General features: G+C 36.6%; 21 protein-coding genes and 1 tRNA gene. 6 read left to right on the plus strand and 16 right to left on the minus strand.

From position 1 onward, the window contains the following. Positions 1–33: 33 nt before the first annotated feature. On the minus strand, positions 34–1,836 hold the full coding sequence (aspS, locus tag OOK90_RS02685; RefSeq protein ID WP_264706118.1) for an aspartate--tRNA ligase: 1,803 nt from the start codon (positions 1,834–1,836) through the stop codon (positions 34–36). A 195-nt stretch (positions 1,837–2,031) separates the two neighbouring features. Between aspS and OOK90_RS02690 the strand changes: the two genes are divergently transcribed. The 3 genes from OOK90_RS02690 to OOK90_RS02700 all read left to right on the plus strand — a co-directional run bounded on the left by OOK90_RS02690 (position 2,032) and on the right by OOK90_RS02700 (position 5,499). Beyond that, positions 2,032–2,463, plus strand: a complete 432-nt coding sequence (locus OOK90_RS02690; RefSeq protein ID WP_174515653.1) for a hypothetical protein — start codon at positions 2,032–2,034, stop codon at positions 2,461–2,463. A gap of 3 nt (positions 2,464–2,466) precedes the next feature. Beyond that, positions 2,467–3,090: a heme ABC exporter ATP-binding protein CcmA gene (gene ccmA / locus OOK90_RS02695; protein ID WP_007548816.1), complete on the plus strand. Its 624-nt coding sequence runs from the start codon at positions 2,467–2,469 to the stop codon at positions 3,088–3,090. 1,113 nt (positions 3,091–4,203) lie between these two features. Continuing rightward, positions 4,204–5,499 carry a Na+/H+ antiporter NhaC family protein gene (locus tag OOK90_RS02700; RefSeq protein ID WP_006280467.1) on the plus strand — a complete coding sequence of 432 codons (1,296 nt, stop codon included), beginning with the start codon at positions 4,204–4,206 and terminating at the stop codon, positions 5,497–5,499. 1,001 nt (positions 5,500–6,500) lie between these two features. Here the strand turns inward: OOK90_RS02700 and OOK90_RS02705 are convergent. The 5 genes from OOK90_RS02705 to OOK90_RS02725 form a co-directional block, all read right to left on the minus strand. Next, positions 6,501–6,803 carry a type II toxin-antitoxin system RelE family toxin gene (locus tag OOK90_RS02705; RefSeq protein ID WP_233395579.1) on the minus strand — a complete coding sequence of 101 codons (303 nt, stop codon included), beginning with the start codon at positions 6,801–6,803 and terminating at the stop codon, positions 6,501–6,503. Continuing rightward, positions 6,781–7,005, minus strand: a complete 225-nt coding sequence (locus OOK90_RS02710; protein WP_010962565.1) for a hypothetical protein — start codon at positions 7,003–7,005, stop codon at positions 6,781–6,783. Before OOK90_RS02710 ends, OOK90_RS02705 begins: the two co-directional genes overlap by 23 nt. A 94-nt stretch (positions 7,006–7,099) precedes the next feature. After that, entirely contained in the window at positions 7,100–8,806 is a 1,707-nt protein-coding gene (argS, locus tag OOK90_RS02715; RefSeq protein WP_010962564.1) for an arginine--tRNA ligase, read from the minus strand. A gap of 93 nt (positions 8,807–8,899) precedes the next feature. After that, complete coding sequence (locus OOK90_RS02720; protein ID WP_010962563.1) at positions 8,900–9,118, minus strand: hypothetical protein; 219 nt, start codon at positions 9,116–9,118, stop codon at positions 8,900–8,902. A 195-nt stretch (positions 9,119–9,313) separates the two neighbouring features. Further along, positions 9,314–11,020: an ABC transporter ATP-binding protein gene (locus OOK90_RS02725; RefSeq protein WP_209472893.1), complete on the minus strand. Its 1,707-nt coding sequence runs from the start codon at positions 11,018–11,020 to the stop codon at positions 9,314–9,316. A 920-nt stretch (positions 11,021–11,940) separates the two neighbouring features. Between OOK90_RS02725 and OOK90_RS02730 the strand changes: the two genes are divergently transcribed. Beyond that, positions 11,941–12,804 carry an Rpn family recombination-promoting nuclease/putative transposase gene (locus OOK90_RS02730; protein WP_264706120.1) on the plus strand — a complete coding sequence of 288 codons (864 nt, stop codon included), beginning with the start codon at positions 11,941–11,943 and terminating at the stop codon, positions 12,802–12,804. Positions 12,805–12,998: 194 nt separating this feature from the next. Here the strand turns inward: OOK90_RS02730 and OOK90_RS02735 are convergent, their stop codons facing one another. The 8 genes from OOK90_RS02735 to rpsD form a co-directional block, all read right to left on the minus strand. After that, positions 12,999–14,114 carry an FtsW/RodA/SpoVE family cell cycle protein gene (locus tag OOK90_RS02735; protein ID WP_264706121.1) on the minus strand — a complete coding sequence of 372 codons (1,116 nt, stop codon included), beginning with the start codon at positions 14,112–14,114 and terminating at the stop codon, positions 12,999–13,001. Further along, positions 14,111–14,827 (minus strand): bifunctional demethylmenaquinone methyltransferase/2-methoxy-6-polyprenyl-1,4-benzoquinol methylase UbiE, encoded by a 717-nt coding sequence (gene ubiE, locus OOK90_RS02740; protein ID WP_264706123.1) that lies wholly within the window; start codon positions 14,825–14,827, stop codon positions 14,111–14,113. Before ubiE ends, OOK90_RS02735 begins: the two co-directional genes overlap by 4 nt. A gap of 53 nt (positions 14,828–14,880) precedes the next feature. Next, positions 14,881–15,744: a lipoyl synthase gene (gene lipA, locus OOK90_RS02745; protein WP_010082514.1), complete on the minus strand. Its 864-nt coding sequence runs from the start codon at positions 15,742–15,744 to the stop codon at positions 14,881–14,883. Continuing rightward, entirely contained in the window at positions 15,737–16,051 is a 315-nt protein-coding gene (gene rpmB / locus OOK90_RS02750; protein ID WP_006279619.1) for a 50S ribosomal protein L28, read from the minus strand. Before rpmB ends, lipA begins: the two co-directional genes overlap by 8 nt. A 37-nt stretch (positions 16,052–16,088) precedes the next feature. Further along, the gene (locus OOK90_RS02755) at positions 16,089–16,430 is read right to left on the minus strand and encodes a DUF721 domain-containing protein (protein ID WP_010082513.1); all 342 of its coding nucleotides are present in this window, start codon (positions 16,428–16,430) and stop codon (positions 16,089–16,091) included. A gap of 455 nt (positions 16,431–16,885) precedes the next feature. Continuing rightward, positions 16,886–17,086 carry a Fe-S cluster assembly protein IscX gene (iscX, locus tag OOK90_RS02760; RefSeq protein ID WP_007552114.1) on the minus strand — a complete coding sequence of 67 codons (201 nt, stop codon included), beginning with the start codon at positions 17,084–17,086 and terminating at the stop codon, positions 16,886–16,888. 30 nt (positions 17,087–17,116) lie between these two features. Further along, a tRNA-Leu gene (locus OOK90_RS02765) sits at positions 17,117–17,203 on the minus strand. A gap of 9 nt (positions 17,204–17,212) precedes the next feature. Continuing rightward, on the minus strand, positions 17,213–17,827 hold the full coding sequence (gene rpsD, locus OOK90_RS02770; RefSeq protein WP_010962555.1) for a 30S ribosomal protein S4: 615 nt from the start codon (positions 17,825–17,827) through the stop codon (positions 17,213–17,215). A 113-nt stretch (positions 17,828–17,940) separates the two neighbouring features. Here rpsD and tkt point away from each other — a divergent pair, with 113 nt between their 5' ends. Both tkt and OOK90_RS06635 read left to right on the plus strand, forming a co-directional pair. After that, entirely contained in the window at positions 17,941–20,013 is a 2,073-nt protein-coding gene (gene tkt / locus OOK90_RS02775; RefSeq protein WP_209472884.1) for a transketolase, read from the plus strand. 215 nt (positions 20,014–20,228) lie between these two features. After that, a complete protein-coding gene (locus OOK90_RS06635; RefSeq protein WP_264373793.1) occupies positions 20,229–20,480 on the plus strand; it encodes a hypothetical protein in 252 nt (83 codons plus the stop codon). A 351-nt stretch (positions 20,481–20,831) separates the two neighbouring features. Here OOK90_RS06635 and OOK90_RS02785 read toward each other — a convergent pair whose 3' ends face one another. Together OOK90_RS02785 and OOK90_RS02790 are read right to left on the minus strand one after the other, a co-directional pair. Next, entirely contained in the window at positions 20,832–21,269 is a 438-nt protein-coding gene (locus tag OOK90_RS02785; RefSeq protein ID WP_264706125.1) for a hypothetical protein, read from the minus strand. Between the two features lie 59 nt (positions 21,270–21,328). Further along, positions 21,329–23,182 (minus strand): ankyrin repeat domain-containing protein, encoded by a 1,854-nt coding sequence (locus OOK90_RS02790; protein WP_264706127.1) that lies wholly within the window; start codon positions 23,180–23,182, stop codon positions 21,329–21,331. Positions 23,183–23,196 lie beyond the last annotated feature (14 nt).

Here is a 23,196-nt window from a genome sequence, read left to right on the forward strand (position 1 = left end):
ATCATTAACCGGTGCTCCTTGCTATAAAATTTTTCATTCAATAACCTTCAAGGATAATTCACGTAAATGCTTATCCTCCACCTTGGAAGGAGCACCCATTAGAACATCTTCACCTTGCTGGTTCATAGGAAAACAGATTACTTCACGAATATTTGGCTCATCAGCAAGCAGCATAACTATTCTATCAACTCCTGGTGCTATTCCACCATGAGGAGGAACACCAAATCTGAATGCACGTACAAGTGCACCGAATCTTGTATCAACTTCTCCCCGGCTATAACCTGCAATGGCAAAAGCTTTATACATGATATCCAGTTTGTTATTACGAATCGCCCCACTTGACAGTTCTATTCCATTGCAAACAAGATCATATTGGTAAGCAAGGATATCCAGTGGATTTTTGTCCTCTAAATCTTTCAGACCACCGTGTGGCATGGAGAATGGGTTATGAAAGAAATCTATTTTTTTACTTTTATCGTCATATACAAAATATGGAAAATCAATTATCCAACAAAACTTGAAGATATTATCATCTATAAGACTGAGTTCTGACCCTAAAAGAGTGCGTACTTTTCCTGCAATGTTTGCCGCCTCATTCTCTTTGTCAGAAGCAAAAAATACACTATCTCCTGGCTCTATGTTTGTTGCTTCTCTTATGTGGTTTAGCCTATTTTCATCAAGAAATTTAGCAATTGGGCCTTTCGCAGTTCCATCTTTATCAAACGTTATATATCCGAGACCCTTAGCACCGAATTCTTTTTGCGCATGTTCTATCTTTTTATCAAAGAAGCTGCGTGGTTCCTCTGCTGTTTTAGGTGCAGGGATGGCTCTCACTAACATACCACGCTCAATATTGCTTTTGAAAATATTGAACCCTGAATCACGAAAAATTTCTGTAACATCGCTGATTAATAGTGGATTGCGCAGATCTGGCTTATCAGAACCATATTTAAGCATTGCTTCTTTATATGTAATACGTGGAAAATCTTTATCAACAGACTTACGAGAAAATTTAGCAAACACTCTATATAAGGTAGACTCAATAATCTGAAAGATGTCTTCTTGAGTTACAAAAGACATTTCAAGATCTAGCTGATAAAACTCTCCCGGAGAACGGTCAGCCCTTGCATCTTCATCACGAAAACACGGTGCGATTTGGAAATATTTATCAAACCCTGAGACCATGAGCAACTGTTTGAAAATCTGCGGAGCTTGTGGCAATGCATAGAACTTGCCAGGATTTAGCCTGCTTGGCACTAGGTAGTCGCGTGCTCCTTCAGGAGAGGAAGCAGTGAGTATTGGAGTTTGAATCTCTAAAAATCCTCGCTCTATCATGAGCTTGCGGAGTTCTGCAATAATTTGTGAGCGCAGAATAATATTGTTGCGGGCTTTTTCACGCCTTAAATCAAGAAAACGATATTTAAATCTCATATTTTCCGGATATTCTTGTTCGCCAGCAATGCTCGCTAATATACTTCTTTCTTCTTTCGCTATTTCTTCATCACGGTGGAACTCGACTTCCGATTCAACGTGCAAATTGCTAACTACAACCTCAATTTCCCCAGTTGCGATAGAGGTGTTTACCGTATCTTCAGTTCTAGCTTCAACTATTCCTGTAACAGTAATTATACTCTCCAATTTTAAATTTGATATCTCATCAAAAAAGTCTTTGTCATTATTCAATACTAGTTGAGTGATTCCATAGAAGTCTCTTAAATCAACAAAGATTAGGTTACCGTGATCGCGCTTACGGTATAACCATCCAGAGAGGGTAACTTCCTTTCCTACATCATTCTTCCTTAATTCATTGCACGTGTGAGTCTTGTAGCAGTTCATATTTGTTTCACTTCTAAATTCTTTAAAAAGTATAGAAATAAACCTTACTACATACAAGCCCATTCTCAGATATTTGTCCAATTTACGAAATAGAGCAGTATTACTTTTATACTGTCTTTACCCGCAAAAAAATTGCACAATTTCCATAATTATGGTATAATAGTAAGGGTATTTTTAATGAATTAGATACAGGAAATGCCACTTACACAGATCATATTATATAGCGTAACATTACTTGCTGTAGCTGCAGTATTTCTCTTTTTGAGAAAAATATACAAAAATCGCATTAGAAAAATCATATTTCCTAGAAAAGTTTTTAAAGAAGAGTGGGAAGAAGACAGAAAATTCAATGAATTATATCAAAAAAATAAGCAAAAAGAGTTGATGAAACAACAAGAAACGCTACGCGAGAAACAAAAAGATGTGCAAGTTTATAAAGAAGATCCAGAAATAGTTGACATAGCAAAACCGGTAGGTAAATGGACAAAGATGGTTATGATGGGTAATGGTTTAATGCAGCGTTTTGCACAATTGATACATAGAGAAGGCGGACAGAAAGGATTTTGGGAGCTGTTTGTAAAAGCTCAGGCTTCAACTCAAGGTAAACATAAGGGAAAGGGCAGATAATCCATGCTTGAATGTGAAAATTTATCCTGCACTCGTAATAATAAGGTACTATTTAAGAATCTCAGTTTTAAAGCTGAGCTAAAATCAAAGATTCTAATCACTGGTCCAAATGGTAGTGGTAAAACCAGCTTAATTAGAAGTTTATCTGGACTTTTACCGCCGGTATCAGGCAATATAAGGCACTGCGGAAAAGATATATATGATGATCCAAAATCCTATATATCTTCTATGGTCTATATAGGCCATAAGAATGCCTGTAAAGATAGCTTAACTGTTGCTCAAAACGTAGAATTCTGGGCAGGAATACGAAATACTAGAGAATTGATTGTGGCAGCTATTTGTTGCTTGCAGTTGCAACCTGTACTTAATATTAGATATGGCGAACTTTCTGCAGGCTGGAAAAGGAGAGTTGCGCTTGCTCGCCTCTTGATTTCTAATGCAAACGTTTGGCTGATAGATGAACCATTTTGTAATCTTGATAGTGCAACGTGTGAATTAGTGCTGAACCTAATCTCAATACGCTCTGAGCAAAATGGTATAGTAATTATTACAGGGCATAGCTCTACAGAGCAATTGTGTGATTTTACAACGATTGATATACGTAATTTCAATAGACTTCTTGTATAGTTTTTGGCAACAACCGCTAGAAATAAAAAACTTGCTTGACAAACTCCGCCAGCCCCCTTATCATAAACACTGAAGCTATTTATTTATCTTCTCTGTACAGATTAAATGACAAAAAAACTCACGTATCTGGCGTCTCATGTTTAATTTTTTGCACTATGTGCACCTTATGTCTTTATCAAACTTCTACCTACATAAGCTGAAACGCGCTTATAAAGCGTTTAAAACATAAAAAAACGCCAACTTAAAAAATGGATAGTGAATAACTAGCTACCCTAGGGTTTCTTTTGCCTTTTTTTCTGTTTAGTAAATTTCTTAAACATTTATAGCTAAGGTTAGTTGCATTTAAAAGCAGCTGAGTCGCGGTTATTAAGCGTTTAGAATAAAAAAACGCCATACTTGAAAGTATAATGTAAGTAATTAGCCAACTACGGGGCTTCTTTTGCCTTTTTTTCTGTTTAGTAAATTTCTTAAATATTTATAGCTAAACGACAACCGTCATCCCGCTGCTTGTTAGCGGGATCTAGAGATACCGCGAATGAATCGCGGTATGACGGTTCGCGGTGGCATGACGATAAGCTCGTCATCCCGCTGCTTGTTAGCGGCTAAGGGATACCGCGAAGGGATACTGCGAATGAATCGCGGTATGACGGTTAATTATTCTGCGGCGGTATGACGTAGAGCTCGCGTTAGCTATACTTTTATACTCACCAACTCAGTATCCAATCTGGATCCAAGTAGTCAGCTACTTGGATGACAACCTGTTGAGGCTGCGCTTACACATTCCACTTTCTATGCTCACCAAACAAATTTGCTTACTCGCAGCAAAATTTTCTGGATCCAAGTAGTCAGCTACTCGGATGACATCTTTGTGTTTGAGGCAAAACCAGCTATAACATTTCTTCGCAAACAAATGTTCGTACAGTTGTGCGCGTGATGCTGGAATCTAGACAACAATTAGATCCTATTGTCAAGCAATAAGCTACATGTGCTATTTATTTAGTAGATTAAATATGAAGTTTAAAACTCTGCTATTGACTTCCTGTAGAACTAGTGAAAACCAAACTTGCTTAAAACCACTTAATTAGTTATAGTTATAAGTTTAGGTACAGTAAAATGACAGCTTTTGTCCCCTTGATTATTTTTTTAATCTTGTATCTTGGAAGTGGTGCTTATTTTTCTTTTATCGGAACTGATAATCCACTTCATCAGGTTTCACCAGTAATCTGCTTATTACCAGCACTATTTTTTGCTGTCTCACGTGGTACAAATAAAATTCAGCATAACATCGATACTGTTATCAAGGGCATGGGTGACAAAAACACCCTTACTATGTGTTTAATTTTTTTATTTTCTGGAGCATTTTCTGCGGTGACTCAATCAATCGGTAGCGCAGACACTGTTGCTAATTTAATTCTTAATTTCCTTCCAGCAAGATTACTGCTGCCTGGAGTATTTTTGGCTTCTGCTTTTATTTCAACTGCAATTGGCACATCTATGGGAGTTGTTGCGCTGATGGTACCTATAGCTGTTAATCTGGCAAAAAGTGGAGCTTTTGGTCTCGAAATAGGAACTGCAACTGTAGTAGGTGGTGCCGTGTTTGGCGATAACCTTTCGATGATATCTGATACCACCATTGCATCTGTTTCTTCACAGGAAGCTTCAGCAAAAGATAAACTTAAAATGAACTCTAAAGTTGCACTTATTGCCAGCATTATAACACTCATCTACCTAGCAGTTGCCTCAAATAGTACAAAAATTATTTCTATATCAAATTTAGATTATTATTCTATAATAAAAATTATTCCTTACATTTCTTTAATAATCATGGGGCTGCTTGAAGTCGCCACTTTAGTAACAATAACTATAAACATAATTATTGCTGGTGTGCTAGGAATAACTTTTTTTGACTATGCTATCATTCAATTTCCTCATGACGTGTATGACGGTTTCAAAAAAGTAAACGAAATAGTGATATTTGCTCTATTTATCGGTGGATTGAGCCATATAATGTACAAGCAAGGTCAAAAAGCGTTGCATAAACTCATCGATGAAAGCAATATCACAAAAACTAAAGCTGAATTTGTGATAGCAGGAATTGCGTCTATGTTTACTACCTTAGTTGCCAATAATACCATTGCTATTTTACTAAGTGGTGGCATTGCAAAAAGGCTTGCACAAAAACACAGTATTGCGCCACATCGCAGCGCATACTTATTAGATGTTTTTGCTTGTGCTACAAAAGGTATCTTACCTTATGGTTCCCAACTATTGCTAGCAGGTAGCATCGCCTCTGTATCACCTATTTCTTTATTAACACAGGTATATTATTGCTTTATTCTAGCGGCAGTTACAATAGGCGAAATAATCATCAACAGCAGAAAAGAGAAACATTGTGCGGCTGCAACTTAGAGTTTCTCTTTTTTTACCCATAAGGAACGGAATTACTTGACACCCTTCGCCAACCCCCTTATCATGAAACTGAAGCTATTTATTTATCTTCGCAATCTGTGCAGGTTAATGACAAAAAACTTAGGGTATTTGGCGTCTCATGTTTAATTTTTCGCACTACGTGCATCGCATGTCTTTAAAAATTTCTGGGTTTTTACCTATATAAGCCGAAACGCGCTTACAAAGCGTTTAAGACAGCAAAAAACGTCAAATTGACAAGGGAGAATTTGAATGCTAGCTACTACGGGGTTTCTTTGCCTTTTTTCCTGCTTAGTAAATTTCTTAAACACTTGCGGTGTAGGTTAGTTGCAAGTTAAAAGCAGCTAAATCGCTCTTAATCAAGCGTTTTAGAATAAAAAAAACGCCGATATTTTAGTACATAGTAAATAGCCAACCACCATGGGGCTTCTTTTGCCTTTTTTTTCATTTGGTAAATTTCTTAAACATTTATAGTTGCAATTTAAGAGCCCGTAAAGGGTGTCATTCCAGTGCCCCTGTGATGTATTCCAGTGCTTGACACTGGAATACAGTTTTCCATATAATCTCATCGAAAATGTTGTAACCACTTTCCATGCTAGTTTGCTTGTTCACAAGCAAACTTTTCTGGATCACAGTGTCTGGGCACTGGGATGACAAGAGAAGGTACTAGCCTGACACCCTGACAACCGTCATCCCGCTGCTTGTTAGCGGGATCTATGCTAATGCCCTTTTATTCTTTCAATTATGTTATTTCCATTTAAATCTGTCTGTTCCGCAACTTCAGTGAATACAGTTGAATACTCCCTAAAACTGATTGTCATAACTTTACCCTACTTTGAATAATATTTTGATCATTACATATTGTAACAAAAAAAAATCAACTCATTTCTTCTAACGGCTCTATATTAAAGATAGAAAGTCCAGAAGCAATGACGTGTGCTAAGGCTTGGACAAGTTGCAGCGGTGAGATCTTTCTTATATTTTTAATTGTGTAATCTTCTGTGTTTGTAAATGTTTTTTCTATACCCCACTGCAGTAATAAGTACTTTACGTTCTGAATGATTTATGATGTAAATTATACGGTAGTTGCTAACCCTTATCCTATATTGCCCTCTAAAGCTATGACATAAAGGCTTTCCTAGATTAAAAGGATCAACTGTAAGGCGTTTCTTTATGGCCTCCTGAACCATTAATTTAATCTTTGCCGGAAGAGCTGGAATTTCTTTTTCAATAACATTTTTTAAGAATTTTATAGTGTAAGTTTTATTTCCAGATGTTTTCATCATCCTCTACTTCTTCTTCACCTTCAGAGAGGCGATCGTCAGCTATTTTGGATAGCTCTACATCTTCTTCGAACTCTTCTTCCACTAAATCTACTAAAACTTCAGGAATAGTTTTATTTTGAGTCTCTGCCATTTCTGTAAGATACTGAGCCAATTTACTGTCAAAACTTACATTAACATTGAGCTTTTTTTGACTGTGAGCCATATATTAACCAGAAAATACTACTATAAACTATAACATTTTTACTTAATTTTGTCAACTTCTCTATTCGTTGAAAAAACAATCTTGCATAAAAAAATCAACTCATCTCTTCCAAAGGCTCTATATTGAAGATAGAAAGTCCAGAAGCGATGACGTGTGCTAAGGCCTGCACGAGAAACATTCTTGCAGCGGTGAGGTTTAAGTTGTCTTCCAGTATGAAACGCATGTTTAAATCACTCTTGCCATACCCCCATAAAACGTGAAACGCTTCTGCAACTTCAAGTAAGTAGAAAGTAATTCTGTGTGGCTCACAAAGCCTTGCTGCAATTTCTACCACATCTGGCCACTTTGCTAAGGTTTTTATGAGGAAGAGCTCTCCACCTGTCCTTAAAAGTGAAGGATCTGCTGTTGGGAGCTCTTTTGGAGCATTACGCATTAACGAATGAGCACGAGCATGCGCATATTGCACGTAAAAAATAGGGTTGTCTTTTGACTGTTCTTTAACTTTAGCAAAATCAAAGTCCAAGACCATATCATTCTTGCGTGTTAGCATTATAAAACGAGTTATGTCCCTGCCAACTTCTTCCACTACATCTCTTGCTGTTAGGAAGTTTCCTGATCTTTTGGACATCTTAACAGGTTTGCCGTTCTCGAAAAAATTCACAATATTATGCAGTTTTACCTCTATTTTTGCTTGATCATCACTGAGCGCAGAGACGACTGCTTTGAGTCTTTTGACATAACCGCCGTGGTCACTACCAAGCTCTACGATCATATTGTTAAAACCACGCGATATCTTATCAAAATGGTAAGCGATATCCGAGGCAAAATAAGTCCAACTGCCGTCCTCTTTCTTCAATGCACGGTCAACGTCATCACCAAATTTTGTAGAGCGAAATAGCATCTCTTTTCTGGAAGTCCAATTTTCGCTTTCTTTGCCTTTTGGTTTCTCCAGGTACCCTTCATACACTAGACCCTTGTCAGACAATATCTTTATACTCTCTTCAATTTTGCCACTTTTTTGTAGCTCATACTCTGAAGTAAAAACATCATGATTTACTCCAAGTAAGTTCATGTCTTCCTTTATGATTTCTAAGATAGAACTTAAAGTATAGTCTCTAATCACTTGATTATCTTGCTTTTCTAGAAGCTCTGCGCCATATTTTTTGGCCAGCCCAGTCCCTATTGGTTTTAAATATTCACCTGGGTATAAACCTTTTTCGATGCTGATTTTTTCTCCCAGAGCTTCCTTATACCGCAAATATACTGACCGAATTAGCGTATCTATCTGCGCTCCAGCATCATTAATATAGTATTCCTTAGTAACTTTATAACCAACTTTTTTCAATAAATTTGCCAGAACGTCACCAAATACTGCCCCTCTTGCATGACCAATATGCAGTGGACCAGTTGGATTTGCAGATACAAATTCAACATTAATGGCCTGATTGTTCCCTATATCTAGGGTGCCAAACTCTGTTTTTAGCTCATTTATTTGTTTTAAAATTCCATGCCACACTTCTATTTTTAAGTGCATGTTGATGAAACCAGAGCCTGCTATTTCCACTTTTGCAACTTCATCAAAAAGTTCAAATTCTTTGGCTAAAACCTCTGCAATTTCAATGGGATTCTTCTTTTCATGCTTTGCAAGCACCATAGCAACATTTGTGTAAATGTCTCCATGGACTCTATTGCTTGGAGGCTCTATGATAAAGTTTGCTGCACTTGTGCTTATAACACCCCTTTGTTTCAACTCATTCAATTTACTAAAGATTAGAGAAGAAATCTGCTTAAAAATGTTCATTCACTATATTGCTATAAAATCTATAGCAGTATAGTGAATAAGTGGGACTAGTTGAAGGTTTATCTTAACTATTTTATCTTCCTGGATCAGAGTTTATATTAAGTCGTTGCCGTAACCATGGTAAGAGAAAGCCATACCTTCGCTGTAACCATCATTACCAGCATCAGGCTCTTCAACATCATCAGTTACTACCTGATCTTCAGTTGTGATTTTATCCTTGATCGTCTCGTCTACACCCTCATCACTATAAGAAAATTTGTTAGTATATGAATAGCGATTATTGATTTTATCACTATAGTTATGTTTTAACATAGAGACCTCCTATACAGTCAAAATTGGAATTACATTAAGATAGAACAAGCTATGAATATAACGTGAATGAAAGAAACTACAGATCACGAAATTTCCGGATAACTATGGAACCATTATAAAATAATAAAATTAAAAATTTAATAATTTTAATTATAAATCTAGCATATCAACTAACGGTATGATTTAAATTCTCTTTCAATTCCACTGTATCTTCGCCAGTTTTGCATATAGCCCGTCTTTACTTATTAGAGAGTCATGAGTGCCTACTTCTTCTACTTTTCCATGATTAATTACTATAATCTTGTCAGTCTTGAGTGCGGTTGATAGCCTGTGTGTAATTACGATTGTTGTTCTGTTTTGCATTAACTTGCTCAATGCTTTTTGCACGAGGTTCTCACTTTTGTAATCAAGGGCAGAGGTTGCTTCATCCAGTATTAAAACCTGAGGATTGTTGAGTATGGCCCTTGCTATTACAATACGTTGTTTTTGTCCTTCAGAAAGTTTTAATCCTCTTTTTCCTACAAATGTATCAAATTTATCAGGCAGCTTATCAATAAATTCCATCGCATAAGCGCTGATGGCTGCTTGCTTCACTTCCTCATATTCGGCACCTGGTTTGCCATATAGTATATTTTCCATTATTGAGCAAGAGAATATCATGTGATCTTGTGGCACTAAGCCAAACAACGATCTGAGGTCATTTAGCGCAATTGACTTAATATTGTACCCATCGATAGTAATGCTACCTTTGTTTGGATCATGAAAACGGAGCAGAAGCTTTAAAATGGTGCTTTTACCACTGCCAGATGGTCCAACAATTGATACTGCTTGACCTGCCTCTATAGAAAATGATACGTTATCTAATGCTGGCTTATCAGCATAAAAAAATGTTACGCCATTAAACGAAATTCCCTTTTGAACACTACAAATTTTTATAGGATCATCGGGATCTGCTATAGAGCTTTTCATATTTTTAAATTCAAATAAACGCTCTACTATTCCAAGACCTCGTTGTAAATCACTGATATTATCGCTCAAATTATTTATAGCTCCTGCTGCGAGCGCTGAATAAAACACAAATGAGGAGAGTTCTCCAATAGTTATATTATTGCTTAAGACTTCTTTAATACCAAAAAAGAGCAAAACAACTAGTGAACCTATCACACACGTGATAACTAGAGTTACTAAAATAGCACGCAAGAGTACTAATTTTACGTATGATTTTGATACTGAGTTTAAATGTTCCTTAAAACGGATTTTTTCGTTTTCCTCGAGTACAAACGATTTGATAGTCACTATAGATCTAAAATTTTCCTCACTAAATGACGCAAGCTCACTTAATTTATCCTGAGCAAAGCGTGCATAGCTACGCACTTTTTTTCCAAGTGAGGTCATGATAATGAGTAGTATAGGTATTATTGCGGCTGCATACGCAGTTAGTTGTATATTTGTATATAATAACATAGCAACACTGCCAATCAGAATCACAAAATTTCGTAATATGGTTAGTAAGCTGCTGTTTATTATTGATTGCAGCACAGAGGTATCAGTAATTAACGCTGAGATAACATCTTGTACGCCTGTGTTCTCAAAGAAACTTGGTTGCAAGTTAGTGATACTGCTATATAAGTCATATCTGATTCTTGCGATAACTTTCTCGCTGCCAATGCCAATGAAATATAACCGAGTAAATGCAGTGAGAGAAATGGCTAAAACTATAAGTATTGCAACTAATAGTTTGGTAGTAAAATCGTGCTCTGTGCCAGAATCAATTATATTGCTTAAGCCTCTGCCAAAGAGGAGGATCGTTAAGGCTGAAAATAAAACTGCAATAAAAGCTATGATGAAATAAGATAGATTAGGCTTTATATAGTAAAATAACTGCCTAATATTAGATCGCATCTTATTTTAAAGTTTCTAAAGTTAAGTATATAGATTTTAGTTTCAGGGGAAAGGGGAAAGGTGTAGTATGAAGCAATTTAGGTTCTGCAGCTGTTGTGATTTTAGTCCACCAAGAAAGGGTAGTAGCTCGCAGAAACAAAAAACTTACTTGACAAACTCCGCCAGCCCCCTTATCATGAAACTGAAGCTATTGTATTTGCTTTCGCCAATCTGCAGATTAAAAGGTAAGGATTACTTAATGTATCGGCGTCTTATGTTCAATTTTTTGCAGTATATAGATACTGTATGTCTTTACAAAACTTCATCTACATCTAGATTTTTATCTAAATAAGCTGAACGCGCTTATAAAGCGTTACAAGACATCAAAAAATGCCAATACTCGACAGAGATAGTAAAAGACTAGCTAACTCGGGGATTCTTTGTCTTTTTTTCTGCTTAGTAAATTTCTTAAACATTTGCAGCGTAAGTTAGTTGCAATTAAAAGCGGCTGAATCTCGCTTTTCAAGCGTTTAAAACATAAAAAACGCCAATATTTTAAAGCAGATAATAACCCCAGGGCTTCTTTTGCCTTTTTTTTCGTTTGGTAAATTTCTTAATATTTATGGCTAAACGACAACCGTCATCCCGCTACGTGTTAGCGGGATCTATGTTAAGGTATGACGGTTAAGTAAGGGATCTATGTTAAGAGATACCGCGGCGGTATGACGGTTCGTGGCGGCGTGACGATAAGCTCGTCATCCCACTACGTGTTAGCGGGATCTAAAGATACCACGGCGGTGTGACGGTTCGTGGTGGAATGACGATAACCTCGTCATCCCGCTACGTGTTAGCGCCGCGGCGGTATAGCTATACTTAAAAATATGGTTGAATAGTTGTTAATAATAGTGTATAATTATTAATCTTTTCTCAGTATTTTTACTATGGCTCTTTCTAAATTTCTCGATCCAAAATTGGACCTAACATTTAAAAAAATATTTGGTACTGAGAGAAATAAGAATATTCTTATTCATTTTTTGAACGATATTTTAGGATGTACTGAAGTCAACACTATACAAGAAGTAGAATTCTTAAGCACCATTATGGACCCTGAAATTGCTTCTGATAAACAAAGCATTGTTGATGTTCTTTGCAGGGATTCTAGTGGGAACAGGTATATAATTGAGATGCAGCTCACTCGTGATAAAGGCTTTGAAAAACGTGCACAACTTTATGCTGCTAAGGCTTACTCAAGACAAGCTGATAAATCTGGTAAATACGTTGATTTAAAGAAGATTTTCTTTATCGCGATTTCAAATTGTACCTTATTCCCTGATAAGCTTGACTATATATCTAGCCATACCATAAGAGATGAGAAAACCAATGAACATGACTTAAAAGATTTTCAATTTATCTTCATAGAGCTGCCAAAATTTCCTAAGAGTAGAGCAGAACAACTAGAAAGTGTAGTAGACCGTTGGCTATTTTTTTTCAAATATGCAGATGAAACAACGGACGAAGATCTCAGAAAAATTGCGGAAAAATCACCAATAATAAAGCTAGCATATGATGAATTAGATAAGTTTCACTGGAATGAAAAAGATCTAATAGCTTATGAAGAAAGAATAATGGATCTGCGCAAAGAAGAAGCCATTCTTGAATACAGACTTGATCTTGCTAAAGAGGAAGGTAGAAAAGAGAGGGAAATTGAAGTCGCAAAGAATCTACTTAAAGCAGGTGTTTCTTTTAATATTATAGCTCAAACTAATGGTCTTTCTATGAGTGAGATCAAAGAATTGCAGAATTAAGTGTGAATGGTTACGAAAAATATAAGTTTTTGCGATAAACGACATAGTGATGTATTTGTTGTTCAGCATGTCAGTGGAATATTTTCTGAAAAATTTCCACATAACTCTTTCAGATTTCATAATATCTCTTGCCACTCATCTGAACAGATACCCATTTTGGAGGGATACCAATAATAGTTGTGAGCGGTACAAGTTTAGTCCATATACCTTCCAAGCATAACACGCTCACGAAACTTTAATGCGATAGCTTGGTTTCTACTAAAAGACAGCATTATGCAAAGTGCGATGCTCGAAGATAAAAGAGAAGAACCACCATAGCTAAGTAGTGGCAGGGTTATGCCGGTGGTTGGAAAAACACTCAATGTTACCCCTATGTTTATTATGAATTGTGTGATGAATTGAATTGAGATACCGAGAATCACTAACAGATTAAATAATTCATTTTCCCTATATGCAACGTAAAGCAAGCGGGCGGAAATGATACCAAATAACATCAATGTGGCTAAGCACGTAATCAAACCAAATTCTTCTGCTAAAACAGAAAACACAAAATCTGTATGACAATCAGGAAGAGAGGCTTTTACGCTACCTTCACCAGGTCCAACTCCAGTTAATTGACCTCTTTTAAATGCTTCTAATGATTTTGTGACTTGAAAGTTATCGCGCTGCGCAAAAAAGACAAAATTGTAAATCCTTTGCTTTATATGCGGGAGACATAAGTAAGCCGTGGTAATTCCAGTTGTGACCACTCCTATTATACATAGAAAGTATAAAAATGGTATACATGCAATAAACATTTGACCAATAAAAGAATATGTTAAAAGCATGGACATACTGAAATCAGGTTGCAAAAGTAACAACACAAAAACTAACAGAAATATTATGATTGATATGTGCATTTTAAACCTCATTTCGCTGGCCAAGATACTAGCTATAACAACAGAAAAAAATGGCCTTACGAACTCAGATGGTTGAACAGAAATTTTGACAATATGTAACCATCGTTTCGCACCTTTTACCTCTATACCAAGTATTATCGCAATTGCTACTAGAATAGTAAATAAAATGAAACCTGCGAATGAGAGGTTAAGTATAGTTCTTGTGTTGAGAAAAGAAAATGTCACCAAGGTAATTAGTGACAGGACTATATAAATTGTATGGCGCCGTATAAAATAATCCTGTGGCAGAAAAAGACGCTGCGCAATTACAGGGCTTGCTGAATAAACAAGAATGAAGCTTATAGTGAGCAAAAAAAACACTGGAAGGATGAGATAATAATCCAGCGTTCTATACCAGAGTTTAATATTCATTTTGTTCCAATGTGTAATGCCACTATTCCATAGCTCATATTATGAAACTCAACATTCTTAAAGCCTACCTCTTCAATTTCCATTTTAAAATCAGCCTGAGTTGGAAACTCTCTAATGCTCCTCACTAAATATTCATAAGAACTCTTGTCTTTAGCAACTATGCTGCCAATTTTAGGAATTACTTTAAATGAATATAAGTCATAAAGTTTGGTAAATATCTCATTTTGATAGTGCATAGGGGCAAATTCTAAGCAGATAAATTTCCCATGTGGTTTTAATACCCTGTGCGCCTCATTTAAAGCCTTCTTGCGGTCAGAAACATTTCGAATGCCAAAAGCTATTGTGCAATAATCAAATTCGGAGTCTTCAAATGGTAAACTTTCTGCACTTGCACATACCCAATCAAAATTAATTTGGTTTGAATTTATAGCTTTATCACGTCCTCTGTTTAGCATGTTTTGATTTATATCGCATACTGTAACCTTAGCACTTGGCTCTTTTCTTACTACTCTTATTGCTATATCTCCAGTTCCTCCAGCAACATCTAAAACCTTAGAGTTTTTTGTAAAATGCACACTATTTACCATCTTATCTTTCCATAATCTGTGCATTCCGAGGCTCATTATATCATTCATGGTGTCGTAGCAACTTGCCACGGAATCGAATACCTCTTTAACTAATTGTGATTTCTTCTCGATTTTTATAGTAGACATTACGTAAAAACCCCTTTATAATTAGTAAAAATTAATTTGAATTAACACAAATGTCAACGACAGGCCTTGAGCCTGTTAAAATCTTCTTCAGCGTGGTATGATGACCGAGTTAGTGGGCTTGATGCAACCACTAGGAACCCTTTGGAGTAAGCAATGTATTTATAATGCTCAAACTCTTCTGGGGTAACATACCTATCAAGTTTTGCATGTTTTGGAGTTGGTTGTAGATATTGACCAATTGTAATAAAATCAACCTCAGCACTGCGCAAATCGTCCATAACCTGCAGTATTTCCTCTTTTGTTTCTCCAAGACCAACCATAAGCCCTGACTTTGTGAAAACTTTAGGATTAATCTGCTTTACCATCTTCAGCAAATATAGTGAATGAAAATAGCGAGCTCGTGGTCTTATTTTTGCATACAATCTCGGCACTGTTTCAATATTGTGGTTATAGACATCAGGTGATGCAACAGCAATTGCTTCAAATGCTCCTTTCTTATTTAAAAAATCAGGAGTTAAAATCTCTATTGTTGTTTCTGAAGTTATCTTTCTAATTTCTTCTATGCACTGTATAAACTGATTTGCGCCACCATCTGGCAAATCATCACGATCAACAGAAGTAATGACAACATGTTTTAAGTTTAACTTTTTTATCGCTTTTGCTAAATTTTCTGGCTCATGAGGGTCTAGTTTATCAGGAATGCCAGTTGCAACGTTGCAAAATGCACAAGCACGAGTGCAAACAGAACCAAGAATCATCACAGTAGCATGACGTTTATTCCAACATTCACCAATATTTGGACATGCAGCCTCTTCGCACACTGTATGCAAGTTATGCAGTTTAACGATGTTTAAGGTCTCATTGAATACTTCACCGGTCGGAGCTTTTGCTCTGAGCCATTGAGGTTTGCTATGCATCTGAAACTGCTAACTCTACCTCTTGCTTTACTAAAACTTTTTTCAACCTTCTTTTTATCTTCTGCGCTTTCTCACTTAGTTTAATCGTTCTTGTGTTGAGCAAAAAAGCATCTAAATCACCTTTGTAATCTATAGTTCTCAAAGTTCTTGTTGCCACACGAAATCTAAACTTTTTATTCAATATATCACTTGTCAACGTAACCTTATGTAAATTTAAAAGAAAGGTACGCTTTGTTTTACGATTCGAATGTGATACCTTATTACCAAAAGATTTTTTTCTATTTGTTAATTCACAAACTCTACTCACTTCAATATACCAAATTATTCTATGTACTTAGATTACCTTATATAGTCAAATAGTCAATACTCTCTTGCTTAATTTTTATACCATATACTGCTTTATAACCAAAAAATATCGTAATTTTTTCTATTATAAGAGAAATCATATGCTGAATTTCCAATGCTTTACTGCCATTTGTTACTACCAGATGCAATACACCCGAATTTATATTCTGTGCATATGAGATCTTTTTCGGTTTTGTACACTCTGCTATTTCTTTCCCTACTATATTTCGCCAGTTTAAAATAAGACGTATTTCATTTTTACTAATCTTATTTTTCATGCATTTTAATGCATAGTTTTCAATTATAGACTTTAATTTTTTTGGACCGCTACGTTTGAGCATTTTTCTGTTTTTTTAGTAGGTAGATAATATAAAAGTATACATATAACTTGAGATTTTGTCATTACTGCTACATGTTTGTGAGATACCGTGACGGTATGACCATAATCGTCACTCCGCAACGCATATTGCATAGTCGTCATTCCGCGGCGTGTTCGCGGAATCTAGCTCTGGTCACGCTACTTAGATGACAACCTTCTAACTGCTTTACAAAGGCTCTACCCTCTGGCCTCACACCGTAAAAGCAGTATTTTTATGCAAAACTTATCTCAACGTAGCACTTGCCAAGATCGTTCCATTTACCAAATTTTGTGCTGTCATCTTTACCTCATAATTAACCTTATAGCTGTTTTAATTGTAATTAGTTAAATTATTATTAACTTGCCAGGCTAGATCCAAAAAATAGCATAATCAATATGCAAATTGTAATAGAAATCACGTTTGCGTATGGTTTATTGCTATGCGGTTAATCTTTCCTCAATCCAAGCTGCTTGAATAGCTTCGAGTATTTTTTCGTTACAGCGTTTTTCATCATCATCAAATTCCTCTAAACTCAAGACCTTTTTTTTAAGCTCAGTGAATCTGATACTAATTATATTCTCATTTGGAAATTTTTCCTCCAGAGCTTCCACAATATCTTCTATATCAAGCCATTTCATACTTTTTTGTATTTATCTGCTAAGTTAAATTGGTGCCCATGGGGAGACTTGAACTCCCAAGGTCGCAAAACCCACGGATTTTAAGTCCGCTGCGTCTACCGATTCCGCCACACGGGCTTTTTTTATCTATCTAGAGTAAAACTCTACTACTAAATTGACTTCCATGTCTGCTGAATAAGGAACCTCAGAATATTGAGGTGACCTCAAATACTTCACTGAATGCTCTTTACTATCTGCTTCTAAATAATCCGGAGCCTTGCGCTCTTGTTTTTGTTCAGCCTCTACTACTACAGGGATTTTTGCTGCCCTTTCTCTTATTTTTATTATATCACCTGGCTTCACTCGATAACTCGATATGTTAACCACCTTATCATTAACTGTAACGTGCTTGTGAGATATGAGCTGCTTTGCTGAGTAAATTGTTGGAACAAGACCAGAGTGGTATAAAACAGAACTTAATCTCGATTCTAAGATACCGATAAAATTATCAGCCGTATAACCCTTTCTGTTATAAGCATCTAAAAATGTACGTCTGAGCTGCTTACTTGAAATCGCATAGTAAAACTTAAATTTCTTATGCGCAGCAAACTGCTTACCAAAGTCGGATAACTTCTTGAATCCAAGAATACCGTGTTGACCTGGAGGGTATTTCCTTTTGTTTACTGGGTCTTTAGCTCTACCCCATAAATTTACACCAAGTCTACGGCTAATCCTATACTTTCTAGTGATAACAGTTGTCATATAAAAACTCTCACGATTTAACTTTAGATTATTAAGGATTTTAGCACTCAGTGTCAACTTGTTTTTGCTGATATAATCTTTTATACTTCATTTTTAAGTTTTTCTATTAACACATGAATCATTCACATTTAAAATCTATGGCAAACGCCATCCGTTTTTTATCAATTGATGCAGTACAAAAAGCAAACTCTGGACACCCAGGTATGCCACTTGGCATGGCAGATGTTGCAACTGTTTTGTTTGCTAAATATCTGAATCATAATCCTGATGATTCTAAATGGTTCAATAGAGATCGCTTTGTTTTATCAAACGGTCATGGGTCAATGTTACTATACTCAATATTATATTTGACAGGTTATATTAGCATAGATGAGCTAAAAAACTTCAGACAAATGGGATCCAAGACCCCAGGTCATCCAGAGTTCGGCTTGACTTCCGGGGTAGAGGCAACAACAGGCCCGCTCGGTCAGGGGTTTGCCGCTGCTGTTGGCATGGCACTTGCTGAATCGATACTTGAAAAGCAGTTTAGAATCAATCACTACACTTATGTGATGCTAGGGGATGGCTGTCTTATGGAAGGAATAAGCCATGAAGCAGCATCACTTGCTGGGCATCTTAAATTGAATAAGCTTATAGCTCTTTTTGATGATAATGATATTTCTATAGATGGCGCTACTTGCCTTTCCTGTTCTGATGATGTAGAGAAACGCTTCTTAGCGTATGGGTGGAATGTTGACAAAATTGATGGCCATGATTTTGATGCCATATCCCTTGCAATAGAGCAAGCAAAAAAGTCTGATAAACCTACAATGATCTGCTGCAAAACTATTATCGGAAAATTTTCAAGCCGTGCTGGCACATCCTCTGTTCACAGTGGTGCTTTTTCGGAGGAAGACATAAAACAGATGAGAGAGAAATTAAACTGGAATTATGAACCATTCCATGTACCAGAAGATGTGAAAAATGCCTGGAAGAAAACTGTTGAGAGAGCAAAACAAAACTACACGATGTCATTCCAGCGCGTGACGCTGGAATCCAGGAAAGAAGAAAAAGAATGGATCCCAGTGTCAAGCACTGGGATGACAAGAGAGAGTACTGGGATGACAGAAGAGAATGCTGGGATGACAGGGTATCATGCAGAACTTCAAAGACGGTTAGATAAACATCTACCAGATAATATCGCTGGTGTTTTAGCTGACCTGAAGAAACAAATATGTGAGCTAATGCCAAACGAAGCTACTCGATCTTCTTTCGGCAGAGTAATGGAACTTTTAACTGAGTCTATGCCGGAATTAATCGGCGGTTCTGCTGATCTTACCGGGTCAAATTGCACTAAATATGAGCACATGCAGGTAATAAATAGCAATAATTATAGTGGCTCTTATGTCCACTATGGAGTGAGAGAGCACGCTATGGCAGCATGTATGAATGGTATGGCACTTCACGGCGCGATTCTTCCTTATGGCGGCACTTTTTTGGTATTTTCCGACTATTGTCGTCCTGCTATACGTCTTTCAGCTCTGATGAAGCAGCAGGTTATGTATGTCATGACTCACGACTCAATTGGAGTGGGAGAAGATGGCCCGACTCATCAGCCAATAGAGCATTTAGCCTCTTTGCGTGCTATACCAAATCTATATGTTTTTAGGCCAGCCGATGCAGTTGAAACTCTGGAGTGTGTTAGCATTGCACTCGAAAAGAAAGAATCTCCAGCACTGTTTGCGCTCTCAAGGCAAAACGTAAGTTACATGCGCAAGTTCTACTCTGATATCGATCAATCTGCTAATTTATCGAAGTTTGGTGCATATATTTTGTGTGAATGTTCAAAAGAATTAAAAGTGACGATATTTGCTACGGGGTCCGAGGTTGAAATTGCAGTTGAAGCAAGGGAGAAATTGCAGGAAAAGGGTATAGGTACAAGGATTGTTTCTATGCCATGCTGGAGGCTTTTTGACGAGCAAAGCGATGAATATAAAGCGGCAATATTAAATAATGACAGCATTAAAGTTGCAATTGAAGCCGGAAGTGAAATGGGTTGGCATAAATACATAGGTTCAAACGGTATATTTATTGGCATGAAAAGCTTCGGAGAATCAGCACCTTATAAAACACTTTATGAGCATTTTAATATCAACGCTGATCATGTGGTAAAATGTGTGTGTGAGAAGTTAGGTTGCATTCAGTAAACCTCTTGCATAACCATATGAAAGCCCACTCTTCTTTGTCATTCCAGCGCGTGACGTTATTTCCATCCAAGATGGTGTCATTCCAGTGCTCCTTTTTTTGTCATCCCAGTGCGTGACACTGGGATCTAGCCTTTATTATTTGGTTGAAATTAAGTCTTCTGGATCCCAATGTCAGCTACTTTCATGACATCATCATAAAGTAAAATGAGATCCCAGTGTCACGCACTGGGATAACAGGAGAAGGAGGCTACTTAGAGAGGATGTCATTCCAGCACTTGACACTGGAATCCAGTTTTCCATCCAAGACGGTGTCATCCCAGTGCTTGACACTGGGATCCAGTTTTCTTTACAAATTCACCAAAAGTGTTTCATTCTATAACGCAAAACCCATACTCACCAAACCCAATGCATTACTTGCAATTAAGTTTCCTGGATCCCAGTGGGCTTTGTTGCATCGCTACTTATGAAAGGCTAACTATAGTTAGGATTATAAGCAACCTATTGAAAATCTTGTTTTTTTGCAATCAATCTGATCAAATTTAAGAATAGTAATTTGTTATTTATATTAATAAATTTAATTCTATTGAAAATAGCTAAAGCATTGAAATTCTTGAACTTTAGCCGGATTGGTAAATGGTAGTGAAATTTCTTTTACTCAAATTTAGGTATTCATTGACCGTTCTTGTTATAAATACCAGAATAATAAGCTACTGATATTCCCTATCTTTTTTATCTTTAATCCATCATAGCTAGCGATGCAACAAAGCCATCCCAGTGTCAAGCACTGGGATGACACCTTTTCCGGTAGAAGATCACTATCAAATCACATTGCTCTGGTCATTATGATCACCATTATTTTGTTCAACTGATTGATCGACCCCAGGTGAAGAAGAATCATCATAAGGTTGTGTGTCAGACTTTTCTTCGTCAGACCCAAACAACCATGAAAAAAAACCACCAAAAAATGATGCAATTAATGAAAAAGGCTTCATAAGTATACTAAACAAACTACCAAAAAAAGAGCTCGGCTGTTCTTCTGTTTGTGCAGGTTCTGTGGAAGCAACAGGACCTACATCGTTGTCTTGTACATCAGTTCCTTGTTCTGCACTGGTGGTGCTGGTTTTTTCCCCTTCTTTGCTATTATCTGATTGTAGTTCAGTATCATCACCTACTCGTTTTTCTTCCTCTTGACCCCCTTCACTATCTGTCGATGATCCACCCGCTGAACTATCATCAGATTTTTCTGCTGGTTGCAATAGAGTTTTTATTCCTTCATCAGTGGCTAATTTGAAAGGAGTATTTCCATCTTCATTTTCTATATTAACATCTGCTCCTTTTTTATTAAGAATTTTACTGTTTCCGCAGAGGCGTTTGCTGGACGATCTGCATAACCCATAAACACTTTATTTTTTGTAGCAAAATGTAAAGGAGTCCATAGATCGTTATCTTGTATATTAACATTCGCTCCTTTTTCTAATAAAAGTTCTGCTATATCCGTATAACCTTCTCTAGCAGCCCAATGCAAAAGAGTATGTCCATATGAATCTACTGCATCAGCATTTGCTCCCTTGTTTAATAAAGCTTTAACTACATCTTTATGGCTACTATTGTAATTATATTCCATCATACTCTGAAGAAGTGATTCCATTACTGTATCAACCTTTGCTCCATTATTTAATAAAACTTCAGTTGCATCTTTATGACCATAGAAAGCAGCTTCAAATAAAGGAACCCTTCCATCTTTATCTGCTATATTAACATCTGCCCCTGTTTGTATTAGAGCTCTTACTATTTCTACATTGCCCTTTCTAGCAGCAAAATGTAAAAGAGTTTTTCCATCGTTGTCTATTGAATTAACGTTTACTTTTTTACTTAATAGACTTTGAACTTCCTCATAATTATCACTTTTAACGGCTGAATACAAAACTTCGATGTCCTTTTGCGTTTCTTCTAGAATTTTTACTATATGTTGCCTGCCTTGTTGAGAGGCAAGATTTAAAGGAGTGCTGCGAGTATTATCTAGTGGAGTAACATAAATTCCTTTTGCTTCTAATAGAACTGTTACTATTTGCTGATTGTAACTTTTAGCAGCTTCATGTAAAGGAGTCTTTCCATCTTTATCTACTGCATTAACGTTGATTCCTTCTACTTTTAATAGAGCTTCTATTATGCTTGTATCGAGTGGTTGCGTTTTGTTGGCTTCGTCAACAGCAACATGTAAAAGAGCGCGTCCAGTTTCAGACTGTGCATTAACATCTGCTTTGCTATCAATTAAAAGCGAGACCATATCTTTGTTTCCTTTGGCAATAGCATGCCGTAAAGGAGTAAATCTGTTTCCATCTAAAGCATTAACATCTGCTCCTTCACTTATTAGACGCTTTAATCCATCAATATCACCTCTTTCAACAGCCTCAAATAAAGCAGCATTTTGTGGAACTTGGCTTTCTTCTTCATCATCTTGCAATACTGGACTAGCATCATCAGATTCTTCTGCGGATTGCAATAGAGTTTTTATTTCTTCATCAGCGGCTAAACCTAAAGGAGTATTTCCATTATCATCCTCTGCATTAACATTTGCCCCTTTATCCAATAGAGCTTGCACCACCTGCTGATAACCACTTTCAGCAGCAAAGTGTAAAGGAGTCTTTCCATCTTTATCTTGTGCATCAACATCGATCCCTTTTACTTGCAGTAGGGCTTCTGCTACTTCTTTATGGCCATTTTCAGCAACCCAATGTAAAGAAGTCTTTCCACCTTTATCTACTGCATTAACATTTGCCCCATTACTTAGTAAAATTTCTACTTCCTCTTTATGGCCATTTTCAACAGCCCAATGTAAAGGAGTCTTTCCATCTTTATCTTGTGCATTAACATCGATCCCTTTTACTTTCAGTAGGGCATCTACTGCATCTTTACGGCCATGTGCAATAGCCCAATGTAAAGGAGTCTTTTTATCTTGACCTACTGCATTAACATCTGCCCCATTATCCAATAGATCTTTTACTATCTCTGCATCGCCATTCGTAGCAGCATAATGTAAAGGAGTCCTTTTATATTCATCTACTGCATTAACCTCAGCTCCTTCACTTATTAGACGCTTTACTTTATTAGTATTACCTTTTATAACAGCAGAAAACCAATCATTATTTATACTTTGTAAATTACTCATCCCATACCTCCTGT

The sequence above is a fragment of the Wolbachia endosymbiont (group A) of Ancistrocerus nigricornis genome (assembly GCF_947250785.1).
Taxonomy (GTDB): Bacteria; Pseudomonadota; Alphaproteobacteria; order Rickettsiales; family Anaplasmataceae; genus Wolbachia; species Wolbachia pipientis.

Coding starts and splice junctions, on each gene's coding strand:
- aspS (WP_264706118.1), bottom strand. CDS start 1,836: ATGAACTGCTACAAGACTCACACGTGCAATGAATTAAGGAAGAATGAT.
- OOK90_RS02690 (WP_174515653.1), top strand. CDS start 2,032: ATGCCACTTACACAGATCATATTATATAGCGTAACATTACTTGCTGTA.
- ccmA (WP_007548816.1), top strand. CDS start 2,467: ATGCTTGAATGTGAAAATTTATCCTGCACTCGTAATAATAAGGTACTA.
- OOK90_RS02700 (WP_006280467.1), top strand. CDS start 4,204: ATGACAGCTTTTGTCCCCTTGATTATTTTTTTAATCTTGTATCTTGGA.
- OOK90_RS02705 (WP_233395579.1), bottom strand. CDS start 6,803: ATGATGAAAACATCTGGAAATAAAACTTACACTATAAAATTCTTAAAA.
- OOK90_RS02710 (WP_010962565.1), bottom strand. CDS start 7,005: ATGGCTCACAGTCAAAAAAAGCTCAATGTTAATGTAAGTTTTGACAGT.
- argS (WP_010962564.1), bottom strand. CDS start 8,806: ATGAACATTTTTAAGCAGATTTCTTCTCTAATCTTTAGTAAATTGAAT.
- OOK90_RS02720 (WP_010962563.1), bottom strand. CDS start 9,118: ATGTTAAAACATAACTATAGTGATAAAATCAATAATCGCTATTCATAT.
- OOK90_RS02725 (WP_209472893.1), bottom strand. CDS start 11,020: ATGCGATCTAATATTAGGCAGTTATTTTACTATATAAAGCCTAATCTA.
- OOK90_RS02730 (WP_264706120.1), top strand. CDS start 11,941: ATGGCTCTTTCTAAATTTCTCGATCCAAAATTGGACCTAACATTTAAA.
- OOK90_RS02735 (WP_264706121.1), bottom strand. CDS start 14,114: ATGAATATTAAACTCTGGTATAGAACGCTGGATTATTATCTCATCCTT.
- ubiE (WP_264706123.1), bottom strand. CDS start 14,827: ATGTCTACTATAAAAATCGAGAAGAAATCACAATTAGTTAAAGAGGTA.
- lipA (WP_010082514.1), bottom strand. CDS start 15,744: ATGCATAGCAAACCTCAATGGCTCAGAGCAAAAGCTCCGACCGGTGAA.
- OOK90_RS02755 (WP_010082513.1), bottom strand. CDS start 16,430: ATGCTCAAACGTAGCGGTCCAAAAAAATTAAAGTCTATAATTGAAAAC.
- iscX (WP_007552114.1), bottom strand. CDS start 17,086: ATGAAATGGCTTGATATAGAAGATATTGTGGAAGCTCTGGAGGAAAAA.
- rpsD (WP_010962555.1), bottom strand. CDS start 17,827: ATGACAACTGTTATCACTAGAAAGTATAGGATTAGCCGTAGACTTGGT.
- tkt (WP_209472884.1), top strand. CDS start 17,941: ATGAATCATTCACATTTAAAATCTATGGCAAACGCCATCCGTTTTTTA.
- OOK90_RS02790 (WP_264706127.1), bottom strand. CDS start 23,182: ATGAGTAATTTACAAAGTATAAATAATGATTGGTTTTCTGCTGTTATA.